General features: G+C 60.1%; 13 protein-coding genes and 1 pseudogene. 9 read left to right on the top strand and 5 right to left on the bottom strand.

The window, feature by feature from the left end:
- Positions 1 to 6: 6 nt before the first annotated feature.
- Positions 7 to 951, bottom strand: coding sequence for a plasmid partitioning protein RepB (gene repB / locus ACEVQ6_RS20715; protein WP_374890943.1), 945 nt, complete (start codon positions 949 to 951; stop codon positions 7 to 9).
- Positions 948 to 2,162 carry a plasmid partitioning protein RepA gene (gene repA / locus ACEVQ6_RS20710; protein WP_374890942.1) on the bottom strand — a complete coding sequence of 405 codons (1,215 nt, stop codon included), beginning with the start codon at positions 2,160 to 2,162 and terminating at the stop codon, positions 948 to 950. Before repA ends, repB begins: the two co-directional genes overlap by 4 nt.
- A gap of 511 nt (positions 2,163 to 2,673) precedes the next feature.
- Between repA and ACEVQ6_RS20705 the strand changes: the two genes are divergently transcribed.
- The 8 genes from ACEVQ6_RS20705 (at position 2,674) to ACEVQ6_RS20670 (ending at position 10,711) form a co-directional block, all read left to right on the top strand.
- Positions 2,674 to 3,438, top strand: coding sequence for an ImuA family protein (locus tag ACEVQ6_RS20705; protein ID WP_374890941.1), 765 nt, complete (start codon positions 2,674 to 2,676; stop codon positions 3,436 to 3,438).
- Positions 3,350 to 4,870 carry a Y-family DNA polymerase gene (locus ACEVQ6_RS20700; RefSeq protein ID WP_374890940.1) on the top strand — a complete coding sequence of 507 codons (1,521 nt, stop codon included), beginning with the start codon at positions 3,350 to 3,352 and terminating at the stop codon, positions 4,868 to 4,870. Before ACEVQ6_RS20705 ends, ACEVQ6_RS20700 begins: the two co-directional genes overlap by 89 nt.
- Complete coding sequence (locus tag ACEVQ6_RS20695; RefSeq protein WP_374890939.1) at positions 4,870 to 8,160, top strand: error-prone DNA polymerase; 3,291 nt, start codon at positions 4,870 to 4,872, stop codon at positions 8,158 to 8,160. The genes ACEVQ6_RS20700 and ACEVQ6_RS20695 overlap by 1 nt, the downstream gene beginning before the upstream one ends.
- 12 nt (positions 8,161 to 8,172) lie before the next feature.
- The gene (locus ACEVQ6_RS20690; RefSeq protein ID WP_374890938.1) at positions 8,173 to 8,838 is read left to right on the top strand and encodes an SOS response-associated peptidase; all 666 of its coding nucleotides are present in this window, start codon (positions 8,173 to 8,175) and stop codon (positions 8,836 to 8,838) included.
- Positions 8,839 to 9,092: 254 nt separating this feature from the next.
- Positions 9,093 to 9,302 carry a cold-shock protein gene (locus ACEVQ6_RS20685; RefSeq protein WP_374890937.1) on the top strand — a complete coding sequence of 70 codons (210 nt, stop codon included), beginning with the start codon at positions 9,093 to 9,095 and terminating at the stop codon, positions 9,300 to 9,302.
- Positions 9,303 to 9,425: 123 nt separating this feature from the next.
- Entirely contained in the window at positions 9,426 to 9,650 is a 225-nt protein-coding gene (locus ACEVQ6_RS20680; RefSeq protein ID WP_374890936.1) for a hypothetical protein, read from the top strand.
- Positions 9,651 to 9,680: 30 nt separating this feature from the next.
- On the top strand, positions 9,681 to 10,061 hold the full coding sequence (locus tag ACEVQ6_RS20675) for a DUF6481 family protein (RefSeq protein ID WP_374890935.1): 381 nt from the start codon (positions 9,681 to 9,683) through the stop codon (positions 10,059 to 10,061).
- A 368-nt stretch (positions 10,062 to 10,429) separates the two neighbouring features.
- Positions 10,430 to 10,711, top strand: a complete 282-nt coding sequence (locus ACEVQ6_RS20670) for a hypothetical protein (protein WP_374890950.1) — start codon at positions 10,430 to 10,432, stop codon at positions 10,709 to 10,711.
- A 43-nt stretch (positions 10,712 to 10,754) separates the two neighbouring features.
- Here the strand turns inward: ACEVQ6_RS20670 and ACEVQ6_RS20665 are convergent.
- Positions 10,755 to 11,184 (bottom strand): annotated as a pseudogene (locus ACEVQ6_RS20665) (transposase); the annotation flags it as partial.
- Between ACEVQ6_RS20665 and ACEVQ6_RS20660 the strand changes: the two are divergent.
- Entirely contained in the window at positions 11,173 to 11,358 is a 186-nt protein-coding gene (locus tag ACEVQ6_RS20660) for a hypothetical protein (protein WP_374890934.1), read from the top strand. The pseudogene ACEVQ6_RS20665 and the gene ACEVQ6_RS20660 sit on opposite strands and share 12 nt — an antisense overlap.
- Before the next feature lie 8 nt (positions 11,359 to 11,366).
- Here ACEVQ6_RS20660 and ACEVQ6_RS20655 read toward each other — a convergent pair whose 3' ends face one another.
- Positions 11,367 to 13,133 (bottom strand): alpha/beta fold hydrolase, encoded by a 1,767-nt coding sequence (locus tag ACEVQ6_RS20655; protein WP_374890933.1) that lies wholly within the window; start codon positions 13,131 to 13,133, stop codon positions 11,367 to 11,369.
- A gap of 137 nt (positions 13,134 to 13,270) precedes the next feature.
- Entirely contained in the window at positions 13,271 to 15,556 is a 2,286-nt protein-coding gene (locus tag ACEVQ6_RS20650) for a M10 family metallopeptidase C-terminal domain-containing protein (protein ID WP_374890932.1), read from the bottom strand.
- Between the last annotated feature and the right edge of the window lie 257 nt (positions 15,557 to 15,813).

Raw genomic sequence — 15,813 nt, 5'->3', positions numbered from 1 at the left:
CCGCCTTCACGCCAAAGGAATGCCGACACTATTTCGAGGCCGCAGGATATGACCCGGAATAAGTCGAATCTGCTCTAATACCCGAGCTAAACGCCTCCCATCACTCGCCTTCCACACATCAAACGTGGAAGCTGCCGCTCGCGGCTTTAAATGGGCGACAACCGCCTTAAAGCGAGCCTCTGATACGAGCGAACGAGCGTCACCTGTAGCTAGAAACGCAGCCGCTTTCTCCAGCATGCCTTCATTTGCAAGGAGATCGGCTAGCTCGACCCAGCTGCGTCGACCAACACCCGGGGCAGGTCCGATCAGGGAAATGATCTCTCTAGGTGTTCTGACAACCACTGAAAGCATATAGGATAGGTCGCTCTTGTACACAGAAAGAGCAGACATGATCACATCTCTCGAAAATCGTTGCTGTAAGGTGTCTGCAAACAACGCCTTCTCGATATATGTTAGATCTTGACGCTCATTGTTTTCTTGACCTTGGGCCACAACAAGTTGCTCATCTGTTAGTTCGCGAACAACAGCCTTGACAGGACGCGAAAGCAATTGCGCGGCTCTAAGCCTTCGGTGCCCAAATGCCACTTGATAGCGCCCTTGGCTATCTGGGTGCGGTCGAACCAAAATCGGAACTTGCTGTCCACTTTCCCTTATCGACGTCACCAACCCATCAATATCACCAGGCATGCGATCTTGGGCAAACGAGGGGTCGATCGCGTCAGTATCAATTTCTACCACCACCTGCCCTTCGGCGAGCCGGCGTTCGATTTCGTCTGCACGAGCTTGGCGTGCCTTCTCCTCACGGATCGTCGAACCGACTTGTTTCAAGAGCTTATTATCAGCCGGACTTTCTTCAGCTTGGGCTTTTGGAGAAAGCAAAGGGCGGCTTTGTGCTTTCGTCGGGCGCGCAGCTTCACCGGACACAAGGTTAAGAAGATTCTTTCGGCTCATGCGCCTCGCCCCCAAGATTTCTTCATTAGTGTTTCGATTTCCTCGTTGACATTATTCATCGCCTCAAGTGCACGATCATAGGTACTACGCGTGAATTGCCCTTTTTCAACTTCATACAACGTTTGATTAGTCAGACCTGCATCCGAAACTGCAGTTGTTTTCAACATAGGAAAATTCAGAACATGTGAACCGAAAATTGATCTCAAATATCCTACCATCTGGTTTTGCGGTCCGTCCGCAGGTTCAAACCGAGTAATTAGGTAACGCATCCAAGTGAAATCGACATTGCCGCCCGCAGATGCAACTTCACGCAGCAGCCCTGCTACCATCGAAAGAAATTGGTTCATCAACATAACGTCGAGCATTTGAGGATGTACGGTTACGATCATTGAAGTTGCTGCAGTAAGCGCAGACAGCGTTAGATAACCGAGCTGCGGAGGGCAATCAATGATAACAACGTCATAGTTACTCTCGACCTCATCCAGCACTTCTCGAACACGATCGAAGAACATTACGTCACCAGTTTGCCGCTTCATCAGCGCCCTCGGTGTATCATGCTCAAATTCCATGAGTTCTAGATTTCCGGGAATTAGATGCAGATCTGGTATGTATGTCGAACGGATAATCTCCTGCACGGGCCGACGCTCGTTGTCGTACCGAATGGCACCGTACACTGTTTCATTGGCCCCGACGTCCAACTCAGGTTGATTCCCAAAGAGGGCTGAAAGGCTGGCTTGCGGATCTAGATCGAGAGCAAGGACCCTATAGCCACGCAAAGCAAGGAACTGCGCCAAATGGGCGGCAGTAGTCGTTTTTCCCGAACCGCCCTTGAAATTCATGACTGAGACGACTTGTAGAGCCTCTCCGTCCCGCCTGTGAGGCAAATACCGTCGATCTGCACGGCCTACCCGGTCAAGGTGTCGTCGAATCTTATCAATATCGCCTATAGAGTACGACCGGCGTCCGCCAGAAGTTGTACTGACTTCAAGGCCGCTTATGTCATTCGCTACCTGACGCAGGTAGACTTCTTTCACTCCAACCAGCTTTGCAGCCTCCGATGGTTGGAAATGCCTAATTCCCTTTTCGGCAACGGGAGGGAATGTGCTTACATGGTGGGCTTGGAGTTGGGTCGCGAGAGCCGACGAATGTCGCTCAATCAGGTCAACCAACGTCTCCTGTGCCTCAATTTCCTTACTCGCGATCTGTTTCATTTTCCGCCCGAAATTTCATAACAGCGCTTTGTTGCGCCCAAAACGTGTTGGGACCGCTGTTGCATTTAGACGCGATTTTCTCTTCGCGACAAGCCCTTTATAGTTAACGAATGATTAATCACCGATCTGGGTCGTAGTTATAACTAATTGTATTTATTTACATAATTCGAGATCTTGCAATTGTGGAGGCGTCTTGTGGACGTTCCAAAAAGCGCTCCGAACGCCGCCCGAACGACGCATTTCATCTTTTCTAACGTCGAAACCGCGAATCGCGTCGAGGGCCAGGGACGATGCAGGGTATGCCGCCGTTACCGACGGATTGTCCGCCGACGTCTAATACAGAAATAGGGCGTCCTGCTTTAGACATTTAATAGGGGAGAACTGTGCCGGTGAATCTGCGAGCTCAATCTATAACCTTGACTCGTAGCTCTCACAGGAACAAAAAGGGAACATACATCATTCCCTGCGACATGAGGTCGTCTGCAACGTGAACCGTGGAAAGGGTCTGCGTATGAACCCGCGTGCCCAAAATCTGGTTGTTCGGGATCTTCGACAGCGCATCGCCCATCTGGAACGCGGTAGCCGGCGTGCATCGGTGGTGCTGCCGTTCGGCGTGCCGGCGATGGACGAACGCCTGCCCGGCGGCGGGTTGGCCTTTGGCGCTCTGCATGAGATCGCCGGCGGCGGTGGCGGCACGGTCGATGGTGCAGCAGCCGTGCTTTTCGTCGCCGGCATTGCCGCACGCTCATCCGGCAAGGTGTTGTGGTGCCTGACCTGGCCTGACCTGTTCTTCCCCGCGATTGCCCAGGCCGGCCTGCATCCCGACCGCGTCATCTTCTGCGAAGGCGACAGGGAGGAGGACGTGCTCGCCTCGATGGAGGAGGGGTTGTCCTTCGGTGGCCTGGCTGCCGTCGTCGGCGAGCTGGTGCGCCTGCCGGTGACCGCATCGCGCCGGCTGCAGCTTGCCGCGGAGAAGACCGCGACCATGGCGCTGGTCGTGCGCCGCTGGCGACGGCAGACGGAAGCGAACGACTATGGCCAGCCGACGGCATCGACAACACGCTGGCGCATCAGCGTGCTGCCGTCTGCCCCCCTGCCGGTGGCCGGTGTCGGCCGCGCGCGGTGGCTGGCAGAGCTGATGCGGGTCAAGGCCGGCGAATGTGCGGAATTCGAATTGGGAGCCTGTGATGCCACGGGTCGTGTCGCTCTTCTTCCCTCATCTCGCGACCGACCGGATCAGGCGACATGGCGAGGGAGCCGGAGCCGTGCCGGCTGACCAGCCGCTGGTGGCCATCTCCAGAAAGGGCTCGAAGCGCTGGATCTCGGCTGCCGATACGACCGCACGCAAACTCGGCTTGCGCATCGGCATGCCTGCCAGCAAGGCGCAGGCGATGATTGCCGGTCTCGTCATGGTCGAGGCCGCGCCGGCAGAGGATGCCGCAGCGCTCGAGCGGCTGGCTCTGTATGTGCTCAGGCAATACAGCCCGGTGGTCGCCATCGATGGCGCCGATGGCATCGTCATGGACACGGAGGGCGCCGATCACCTGCATGGTGGTGAGGCGATGATGATCTCCGGTCTGGTCAATCGATTGCGGGGCAGGGGGCTGACCTCGCGTGCGGCGATCGCCGATAGCTGGGGTGCCGCCCATGCGCTGGCACGCATCCTGACCGCCGAGACGACCATCGTTCCCATCGGTGGCATTGCCAGCGTCGTCATGCCCCTGCCGATCCACTGTCTTCGTCTTGCGGCCGAGACGGTGCAGGGATTGCGGGTGATGGGCATCGACACCGTCGGCCAGCTCTCCGCCATGCCTCGGGCGCCGCTGACCCTGCGCTTCGGTCCCGAGCCTGCCCGCCGGCTCGATCAGCTGTTCGGCCATATTGCCGAGCCCATCGATCCGATCCGCACGCCAGAGCTCGTCGAGGTCTGCCGTGCGTTTCCCGAACCGATCGGCGCGGCGGAAACCATCGCAAAGTACATTCGCCGCCTTGTCGGTCGTTTGACGGCAAAGCTCGAGACACGGGGTCTTGGCGTGCGCCGCTGCGATCTCGTCATCGACCGCGTCGACAACACCAGGCAGTGTCTGCGGGCAGGGCTGGCCAAGCCGGTGCGCGATCCCGCCCGCCTGTCAAAACTGCTCTGCGATCGCATCGAGCAGATCGACCCCGGCTTCGGCATCGAAAGGATGACGCTGGTCGCCATCATGGCCGAGCCGCTCGAGGAGAAGCAGGTCGCCTCATCTCTGGCCGAGGAGGAGGTTGTCGATGTGGCACCGCTCGTCGATATCCTCGGCAATCGTGGCCAGCGTCTCTATCGGGTGACGCCGGTGGCATCGGATGTTCCGGAACGTGCCGTGATGCGGATCGGTCCGACGGCGGCGGAGACCGGGGCAAGCTGGGTGGCAAAATGGCCGCGACCGTCCCGGCTGCTCGCCAAGCCCGAGCGCATCGACGTCATCGCCGTCCTGCCCGACCAGCCGCCGGTCGTCTTCACATGGCGCGGCAAGCGGCGGCGGGTAAAGCGCGCCGACGGGCCGGAGCGCATCTTCGGCGAATGGTGGCTGCGGCCGCGCGAGATGCAGGCAGTCAGGGACTATTTTGTCGTTGAGGACGAGCAGGGCGAGCGCTACTGGGTGTATCGTGCCGGCGATGGCATCGATCCGGAAACCGGTTCGCATCTCTGGTTCCTGCATGGTGTGTTCGGCTGATGGGCTATGCCGAACTTCAGGTCTCGACGCATTTCTCCTTCCTGCGCGGGGCGAGTTCGGCCGACGATCTGTTTGCAGTCGCCGCAGCACTTGGCATCGATGCGCTCGGTGTCACTGACCGCAATACGCTCGCCGGGATTGTCCGGGCATGGGAGGCGGCAAAGGCCACGGGCGTGCGTCTCGTCGCCGGATGTCGTCTCGATCTCTCCGACGGACTGTCGATCCTCGTCTATCCCACCGACCGGGCCGCCTGGTCGCGGCTGACGCGGTTGCTGTCTCTTGGCAAGAGCCGTGGCGGCAAGGGCCGGTGCATCCTCGATCTCTCCGATGTCGCCGCCTATGGTGACGGACTGCTGGCAATCCTCGTTCCCGACGAGGCTGACATCGAGGATGCAGAGGTGACCGCCAGCCAGCTTCGGCGCGTTGCCGAGGTGTTTGGCGATCGCGCCTATGTCAGCCTGTGCCTCCGCCGCCGGCCGAACGACAGGCTGCGGCTACACATGCTGTCAGCGATGGCGCGGCGGTACAGGGTCAAGACGGTCGTCACCAACGATGTGCTGTTCCATGAGCCGGGTCGTCGGCAGCTGCAGGATATCGTCACCTGCATTCGCCTGCGCACCACCATCGACGATGTCGGCTTCGACCGCGAGCGCCATGCCGACCGCTTCCTCAAAAGCCCCGCCGAGATGCAGCGCCTGTTTCCGGACGATCCGGAAGCGCTGGCCCGCACCCGCGAGATCGTCGAGCGCTGCCGCTTCGATCTCGGCGAGCTGCAATATCAATATCCCGAGGAAGCCCTCATTCCCGGTCTCGATGCGCAGCAGTCGTTGACGCGGCTGGCCTGGGAAGGGGCAAGGGATCGCTATCCCGAGGGTGTTCCGCAGGTGGTCAGGAAGGCCATCCGCCATGAGCTCGATCTGATCCGCCGGATGAGCTATGCGCCGTACTTCCTCACCGTGTTCTCCATCGTTCGCTATGCGCGCTCGCAAGGCATTCTCTGCCAGGGGCGGGGGTCTGCGGCCAACTCCGCTGTCTGCTATTGCCTCGGCATCACCTCGATCGATCCGGAGAATGGCAACCTGCTGTTCGAGCGTTTCGTCTCGATGGAGCGCGACGAGCCGCCGGATATCGATGTCGACTTCGAGCATGCCCGGCGCGAGGAGGTGATCCAATGGATCTACCGGACCTACGGTCGTTCGCACGCGGCCCTCTGCTCCACCGTCACCCGCTACCGCGCCAAGGGTGCTCTGCGCGATGTCGGCAAGGCGCTGGGTCTGCCGGACGACCTGATCCGGCAATTGTCCGCCGGCGTCTGGGGCTGGTCGAAGGACGGGGTCGGCGAGAAGCAGCTGAAGGAGAACAATCTCAACGACGGTGATTATCGGCTGCGGCTGGCGCTCGATCTCGCCCGACAGCTGATGGGAGCGCCACGCCATCTCGGCCAGCATCCGGGCGGTTTCGTGCTGACGCAGGATCGTCTCGACGATCTCGTGCCGATCGAGCCGGCGGCGATGGACGATCGCCAGGTGGTCGAATGGGACAAGGACGACATCGAGGCGCTCAAGTTCATGAAGGTCGATGTGCTGGGGCTTGGCATGCTGACCTGCATGGCCAAAGCCTTCGATCTGCTTGGCGAACACAAGGGCATTCCCCTTGGTCTGGCCGAGATCGAGCAGGAGGATGCGGCGACCTATGCGATGATCCGCAGGGCTGATACGCTCGGCACATTCCAGATCGAAAGCCGCGCGCAGATGGCGATGCTGCCGCGATTGAAGCCGCGCACCTTCTACGATCTCGTCATCCAGGTCGCCATCGTCCGCCCCGGTCCGATCCAGGGCGACATGGTGCATCCCTATCTCCGGCGGCGCGAGGGCAGGGAGAAGGTCGAGTATCCGACACCGGAACTCGAGGCCGTGCTTGGCAAGACGCTCGGCGTGCCGCTGTTCCAGGAGAGCGCAATGAAGGTGGCGATGACCTGCGCGGGATTTAGCGCCGGCGAGGCCGATGAGCTGCGCCGCGCCATGGCGACCTTCAAGTTCACCGGCGGCGTGTCGAAATTCCGCGACAAGCTGGTCGCCGGCATGGTCACGAATGGATACACGGCCGAGTTCGCCGAAAAGACCTTTACCCAGCTCGAGGGGTTTGGCTCCTATGGTTTCCCGGAAAGCCATGCGGCGAGCTTTGCCCTGATCGCCTATGCCTCGTCCTGGATGAAGTGCCATCATCCGGATGTCTTCTGCGCGGCATTGCTGAACAGTCAACCGGTGGGCTTCTATGCCCCGGCACAGATCGTCACCGATGCCCGCCAGCATGGCGTCGAGATCCGGCCGGTCTGCGTCAACCGGTCCCGCTGGGACTGCACGCTGGAGCGCATCGATGGCACCGATCGCTTTGCCGTTCGTCTCGGCATGCGGCTGGTCAAGGGCTTGTCGGCCGGTGATGCCGCACGGATCGTGTTGTCGCGCGGCAGCGAGCCCTTTGCCTCGGCCGATGACGTGTGGCGACGGTCCGGCGTACCGACAGCGTCATTGGTGAAGCTGGCCGAGGCAGATGCCTTCCTGCCATCCTTGCATCTCGAGCGGCGACAGGCACTCTGGGACATCAAGGCGCTGCGCGGCGAACCGCTGGCACTCTGGGCAGCAGTGGCAGAGCGCGAGGCACAGTCGATCGCCGAGATCAAGGAGCCGGAGGTGACGCTCACCGCGATGACGGAGGGCAGGGAGGTGGTGGAGGACTATGGCCATACCGGCCTGACGCTGCGTCAGCATCCGGTGTCGTTCCTGCGGCGAGATCTTACCCGGCGCAACATCGTCACCTGCGCGCACGCGATGAACCAGCGTGACGGCCGCTGGCTGATGACGGCGGGTCTGGTCCTCGTCCGGCAGAAGCCCGGCAGCGCCAAGGGGGTGATGTTCATGACGATCGAGGACGAGACCGGCATCGTCAATGCCGTCGTCTGGCCGTCGCTGTTCGAGAAGCAGCGGCGTCTTGTGCTGTCCGCCTCGATGCTGGCGATCAACGGCCGCATCCAGCGCGAGGGCGAGGTTGTGCATCTGGTGGCGCAGCGGCTGTTCGATCTCTCCGAAGACTTGCAAAGCCTTGGGCAACGTGACAGCGCCTTTCCGCTGCCGCATGGTCGCGGTGACGAGTTCGCCCACGGGGGAGGGGGACCGGACGCAAGGGACAAGGGCCGCAATGCACCCGACACAGCTATGCCTCAGGCGCGCGAGATCTACATTCCTGACCTGCATATCGATACGCTGAAGGTCAAAAGCCGGAATTTCCAGTGAGGAGGACGAGGCGTGTGCAACTTGTACAATCTGACGACCAATCAGCAGGCGATCCGCGACGTCGTCTCGATCACCCATGACAGTCTCGGCAATCTCGAGCCCTCCATCGATCTCTATCCCGATCGACCGGCGCCGGTCGTCCTCAACACCGCCGGCGGCACCACACTCGCCCGCCTCACCTGGGGCATGCCCACCCCCGTCGAGCACCTGAAATCCCCCGACGCACCCGATACCGGTGTCACCAATGTGCGCAACACCCACATCGCGCACTGGAAGCAGTGGATCGGCGTCGAGCATCGTTGTATCGTCCCGGCAACCGCCTTCTCCGAATATGGCGAGGCACCCGATCCGGTGACGAAGCGCAAACCGCTCTTCTGGTTCGCCCTCGACAGGAACCAGCCGCTGTTCTTCTTCGCCGGCATCTGGACGGCCTGGTCCGGCACCCGTGGCTCGATGAAGACGCCGAGGGCAGGGGAGCACCAGCTCTTTGCCTTTCTCACCACCAGGCCGAACGGCATCGTCGCGCCGATCCATAAGAAGGCCATGCCGGTGATCCTGACGACGCAGGGCGAGGTCGAGACCTGGCTCACCGCTGACTGGAAGACCGCCAAGGCATTGCAGCGGCCGCTGCCGGATGATCAGTTGCAGATCGTCGAGCGTGAGAAGGTGAAGGCCTGACCGATCCGATGGTCGACGACGCGCTTGAACGCAACCACAACTAAAACATGCAAAATGAAACACCTAAAAACTAAACGTTGACGTGTCGCCCCAAAGCCCATATAGATGCGCCATCGATCTTTTGCTTGCCGAGCTTTGTCTACCGCGCGATTGGCACCGCGCTTTAAGCGAACTTTTCTTTCAAAAATAGTCGGTTTTCGTCTGCGTCGCGTCTGCTCCGCAGTTCTTTACTCTATGCTATGAAGGCGTTCATCATGACCACTGGCACAGTAAAATGGTTTAATTCCACCAAGGGCTTCGGCTTTATCCAGCCTGACACCGGCGGCGCGGATGCCTTCGTTCACATCTCCGCTGTCGAGCGCGCCGGAATGCGCGAACTTGTTGAAGGCCAGAAGATCGGCTTCGAGCTCGAGCGCGACAAGAAGTCGGGCAAGATGTCGGCCTGCAACCTGCAGGCTGCCTAAAGATACCTGCTTCCTTTTGACCACGGATGTACTGGCACTGTCGGAAGCACGTTATCAGTTTAAGGCCGGGCAGATTGCCTGGCCTTTTTCATTTTGGCGTATGATTCGCATCGAGGACCCTTATTGAAAGGGACATACAGTAAATCTCGCCAGCAGGCCGAGATCACCTTTGGAAACGTTCAGACCGAATTTTTCGCCAAGAATAATGAAACTCAGGAGGCTACGTCGGAGGCGCAGGTTTGGGAAGCGAAGACATTGCGGCTTCGAGAGCCACGCTTGGCCAAGGAACAAGCCGAAGGGATGTCCGCAACATCGATCTTCTTTGCCAAACGCTCCGATATAAGCTGATTGGCCTTTACACAACATAAGGATACAAATTTGAGAAACCTTCGGAACAACGACGTCGCCGACCGGCGCACCGCTGCCGCAGACGCCAAGGCTACTCTTCTCAACCGGTACCGCGCGGCGAAGGAATCCTCCGAACCAACTCGTCTTGCAAGGCAAGCCGAACGCGTTTCGCTTGTCGAAGCTCGTGAAGCACGGCAGGCCAAACGGAACCATTTGAAGCTTGAGGAGCGTATGCGCCTTGACGTCATAGCCGCTGAAGAGCGCGCGGCCGCCGAGGCCGCAGCGACGGCCGAGAGAGAGGCGCGTGAGAAAGCGGAGAACGCACGTATTGCACGGGTTGTGGAAGACGAGGCCGCGCGTAAGGCTGAACGCGACAGGCGCTATGCTGCCAGGAAAGCCAGACAACGTTAGGTCGGTCGGGTGTATACCCTCCCTTGAGGTTGAAGAGCACCCGTGAACTGAAGCATGGCGGCGACTGTGTACTCCAGAAACGCAGCCACAATCGCGTCAATAGAAATATTGAAGCGCGCATTTTGAATGTCCTAGGCGAGTTCGGGAAGGCAAGACCGAAGGTGGAAGGTATCCCAGTGGTTTCCACTCGATGGATTGAGCATCTTTCCGAAGGCACAGCCTGGTTCAAAGTCAACAATGGCGCGGTTACATTGCTGTCTTCAACTGCAGAACCAAAATACGATCTAAATATCGAAAACGACTATCGCGATTTGAAGGATATAGCATTGAATGAAACGCTGAGCAGAAACACCAACTCGGCAGGGACGATGGTCACACTCACGTCCATCCAGGTCAAAGGTCTGAAACTTTCCAAGAACGGCGATTTGTTTTTCCAGGGTGCGAAACGCTGGACGCATGAGAATGCCACCATAACCTATTCCAAAAGCGATCGTTTCAAGGAGCGCCCGATCAAGGTGAAATTCCTCATGACGGCAACGATCGACGAACTGAGAGAATACGGCCTCATTAAGCGCATAGATCCGGATTCCGCAGAGTCCCCGTACAGGATCACTATGGCGGGCAAGATGTGGCTGCTCCGGAACAAATGATGGACGGGACAAGATACCGCACATAGGACGCTGACTCATTATCTGATGCTATACATATCCTCGTCGCTGCAAGTTTGAGAGCGGCGCTATAGCTATCGGCACGTGGGTCGTATCGTGTTGCAAGGCCCCGCATCGTTGCGCTGACGGTAGACCCATCAACTGAGGCTGAAAGTCTGCTTGCGATTGGATTTTGAAGGGATGTTCGCCTCAGCATTTCCGTTGTTTGGCAAAGTGAAGAATTGCATCGGTGTCATATGCCCTGTCGGCAAGGATTGTTGCCACGGCCTGCAGATCACTCAGCAACTTCTCAGCCATGGGTGCATCCGCAGGCTGCGCTACGCTTAATTCCAGGCGCATAGGCAAGCCGTCAGCATCGACAAGTACGTGGATTTTGGTTGTCAGGTCGCCACGCGAACGTCCCATGCAAGGATCGGCAGATCACCCTTTTTAGCGTTGGCACCATGCTGGTGAACAAACCCATTTTGTTAGGCGTTCTTAATCATCATCAGCCGCAGGATCTTGCTGAAGCGGTTGCCGAGTTCGGACTTTCAAACGATATTCATCGTGTCGATCATATTCTCATGCCTCATATTTTCATCTTCGGGCTTCGAAACACGACATTGAAGGGAGTGACCCGCGCACCATGAAGGCGGGCTCATCCGCTTGGGAAGGACCGGGCTCGATCCACGATCTCCCGCCAATGCTTGAAGAAGATAAGCTCGCCGGCGCGCGGATCTTCGATGAAGTTGATGTGCGGGAAGGCGGCCTTCATCTCCTCAATCGTCGCCGGCGGCATCGCCGGGTCCTGGTGTCCCTGATAGCAGGTAACCGGGATGTCACAGCCGGAAACCACCGCGCGCCAGTCAGCCTGCTGGAGGATGACCTCGTGCGAGAATGCGTCGTGGGCGCTGTGCCAGTCTGAAATGCAGACCTCGGAGCCGGTGATCAGCGCCTGCATCACGTCCGGCTGCTCGAAGACATCGACATCGCCGGCAGCGTCGCCATAGACGGCGTGAACGAAGGCGCGCTTGCCGATGCGGCGAGCCAGCGAGAAACCGGCCTTGACCAGGAACGGCAGAATGACCGGTGCGTAACGCGCATTGGCGATGATGAAGCGATGCCACTTGTGCATGCGTTCGTATTGCTGCCGGGTGAAGAAGGGCAGGCCGGCGCCGCACACGAAGATCGCCGACAGCCTTCCCGGATGGCGCTTATGGAAGTGGAAGGCGAAATAGCCGTCGCAACTCAGCGCAATGATGGGACATGGGGCCCTGATCCCCAGTGCGTCGAGCAGGGCGGCCATGTCGTCCGAGACGATGTCAGTCAGTGTCTTGCGGTCCTTGACCGGCGTGCTGTGGCCAAACCCTGGCCGGATCGGCACGATGACGCACAAGCCCTCCGCCCGCGCGTAGCGCTCCGCGCTCGCCGGCCATCGGATAAGCCCGAAATTCATCGGCAGGAAAAGCATCGGCTGTCCTGCCGGGTCACCGATGATCACGTAGTCGATCCTGCGGCCGGCCGGCCGATACAGGCTGCGGAATGGCAGCGGCTCCAGCCCGCCGCTACCGACGACGGTGGCGACGTCGCGCGCGCTTTCCCGCGCGGGACCGACGACGTCCATCAGATTGAGCGTGATACGCACCAGCTCGGCCTGGGTATGGGTCTCGGTCTTGGCGAGGATTGAGCGCAATTGCGTGCGCACCGTCGCAACCGAGCGGCGGCGCTCGCGGGCGATCGCCTGCAGGGTTGCGCCCTCGGCCAGTCCGCGAACGACTTCGACCTCAGCCTGCGTCAAGCTGAAGGCGTCGCGGATCATGCCGGTCAGCGCCTGGGGCCAGACGAGTTCGGTCGACACGACAAGCGCATGACCGCCGTCCTCTCCGCGCCCAGCAGGCAGCGGTGAAATACGAAAGACGACAAGGCGCTGCGTTGCCAGTGACTGGCCGCGAAAGAAAGCGTCGGTCACCTCTTCATGGCGCGCGACGCGGCGAATGCAGGCGGCAATATCGGCGATCTGGTCGTCGGCGAAGGGGAGGGCGGACAGGCTATCGCCAGGCTTGATCCCGAAGATCCATCGCGCCGCCCAGTTGACGTCGGCGATCATCCCCGCGCCACTAACGGCGAAGGCGGCGGACGGCAGGAAGCCGGCAAGGATCTCGGACATGGCATTACCGCCGGCCTGCGGCTGGCGGTCGAGCACGGTCGAAGCCCGGTGGAAATGGCCCTCGAAGAAGGGGTCGTTGAACAGTGGACCGGGCCCAGCTTCCCCCACGGCCCGCCTGATCGGCGCGATCTTTTCCTCCCAGAGGTTCATGAGGCTTTCAAATCGCTCAGGATCGACGGCGACCTCGTAGACGCAGTCGATGATTTCGGCTTTCTGCCCGTCGGTCAGGCCCGGGCGCCCGTCTTCGGGTGCCGCCATTCGTATCCCTACGGCTGAGAACATCGATCCACGCAACCGTTCCATGAGAAGCGGCTGTAACAGTGTGGTGTGATGGACCAATGCTTGTCAAGCGACCTGCTGGGCGAGGTGGGCCCGGCAGCGGGCCGGAGCCCTGCTCAGACGACGAGGAAATCCGTATGGCTGAGCGCGGGGCTGGCGGCGAGCATGGCGAACTGCACCCGGCCGCCCGCGAGACTGCCATTTGCGTCATAGAAAAGCCGGCCGGAGTCCGTGTCGTAGACAATGCGGTCGGACACATCGCGAGCAAGCCCGTCGACATTGGCGGCGAAAGCAGAGACCTGCAGGACACCGCCGACGAAGCCAATGCCGGCCATGACGGCATCGTCGAGCGCGATCACGTCTGTTCCGGCGACGAAATCAACGATGGTATCGACATTGGCGGCGAGCGCCGTGTCGAAGACGAAGCGGTCCGCGCCAGTGCCCCCGGTCAACGTATCGTTGGCGCGACCGCCAGCCAGTACGTCGGCGCCAGCTTCACCTCGGATCACGTTGACGGCGCTATTTCCGGTGATGGTGTTGGACAAACGGTTGCCGGTTCCGTTGATCGCGGCGCTACCGGTCAGTTCGAGATCTTCGACCGAGCCGGCCGTCTGCCGGTCGCTAGAGAGATCGAAACTGACGGAGGTGCGAACCGTATCACTGCCGCTGATCGCCGTGGCGGATTCATCCGCCTTCTCGGACGTGCTGTCGATGACGTAAATGTCATTACCTGCCCCGCCCTTCAGGATATCGATGCCGGCGCCACCGTCGAGCATGTCCGCGCCGGCACCGCCTTCCAGCGTGTCGGCTCCGGCCTCGCCGTAAAGCATGTCGTTGCCGGTCTCACCAGCAAGGCTGTCATTGCCGCTTCCGCCGCGCAGGACATCGTTGCCGCTCTGTCCGGACACCGCGTCCTGACCGGCGCCGGCCAGCACCTCATCGTCCACGATCGAGCCGACAATCCGGTCAGCGCCTCCATTCGCGTCGTTGCCGACGACGATGACAGCGTCGCGCGTGTCCCATGTAAGGAAATCCAGCATGCCGAGGTCGACGCCCGTCGCTCCATTTAGGCGGACGATCAACGTATCAGTCTCGATCGCACCGCCCGTCGTACCGTCGGCAAGGCTGCCGCGCACCAGTCCATTGGGTAGGATGCCCGACGTGTTCATTTGCGTGGCACCGATGATAAGAAGATTGGCCGTACCGGCCATTCCCGCCCCGTCGAAGACGATGACCTCGATGCCGGAGATCTGGGCTGGCTGGGCGTCGACGACGCCGCTGATATGCAGATAGTCGCGGCCGCCCTCGCCACGGATGCGTTCTCCGGCGACGACATCCCCTGTCGAGAGCCTGAAGCGATCGCTGTTCGTACCACCGATCATCTCGTCCGCACCGCCATTGCCGTCGAAGACATTGTTGCCGGAGCCGCCGGTCAAAGTGTTGCCGACGCCATTGCCGATGAGCGTATCGGCGCCCGAGCCGCCGATGGCATTCTCGATGACGCTTCCCGGCGCGATGGAGAGGTTGAATGTCAGTCCGCCCACCGAAGAGAATGCCTCGGGGTTGAGATCGATCACCTGGCTGTTGGCATAGCCGGAGAAATCGAGCGTATCACGGCCGCCCCTGTCGTAGATGACCCCGACGATCTTGTCGCTCTGGCCGGTGATCGACAGAACGGGACGGTCAGTGACCGTTGCATTGAAGCCGTAGGTATCGTTTCCGGTGCGCGTCGTCAGATTGACACCGTAAAGGAACTGGATGGCGGCGATGTCGTGGAGTAACGGCATCATCGAACTAAGGTCGCGGAAGTTTCCTCCCGTATTGTCTTCGCCGAAATAAGACATTTGAGTGTATTGGCGGCTGTCTTCGATGTAGAGAGCGTCCGCAGCATAACTGATCTGAGCGCCCTGACCCGCATTGTAATTGCCCGGATGCGCAAGACCGAGCGCGTGGCCGAATTCATGCGATATCGTATAATTATTGTAGGTTCCAGGCGACAGGTCGTTGAATGCTCCATTGCCGTTGGCGACGATGACCAGCGACGACCGCTGGCCGTTCGGCCCGTCAAGGCCAATATTGAGCCCGCCGACGTCGCCGGAACCCACAAAATTGTTGGCCTCGAACCAGACGTTTGCGCCGAAATTGTTCCAGCCGATATTCCCGTCCGGGCCATCGCTGAAACGCTCGAAGCGGATATTGGCGACATCCTGCCACATGCCGAGGATGATCTCCGCCTGGGCCTTCATCTCAGCTGTATAACCACGGATCTCACCGGCTCCGTTGCTGCGCAGGAAGCCGAAGGTGATCGTCGTCGTGCTGGCCGGATCGCGATCGTGCCAGGGGGCATTGTTGCGGCCGATCTGGGCGCCGGCCTCGGCAAAGGTGAAGTGTGTCGTCGGCATTTCATCCCCTTTCTGTCTGATGTGGCCTTAACAGCGTAACGGCGTTCGCTATGCGGGACGCTATCGGACAGACAAGTGCTGCGCATACCACATTTGCGGTATGCGGCCGGATTTCAGCGGCATCCATTGTTCGGGTTGCCGGTCGAGGCAGGGCGCGACGCCTTTCGCCTCACCCATATGCCGAGGCCCACCGGCGCTTACCTCTCCGCCGAAAGGATAACCACGTCTTGAACGTCTCAAGAATCGCGAGCCATGCT

It is taken from the genome of Ensifer soli, from assembly GCF_041928815.1.
Taxonomy (GTDB): domain Bacteria; phylum Pseudomonadota; class Alphaproteobacteria; order Rhizobiales; family Rhizobiaceae; genus JBHFEI01.
The sequence above is the reverse complement of the archived record's forward strand: the minus strand, read 5'-3'. Positions and strand labels throughout refer to the sequence as shown.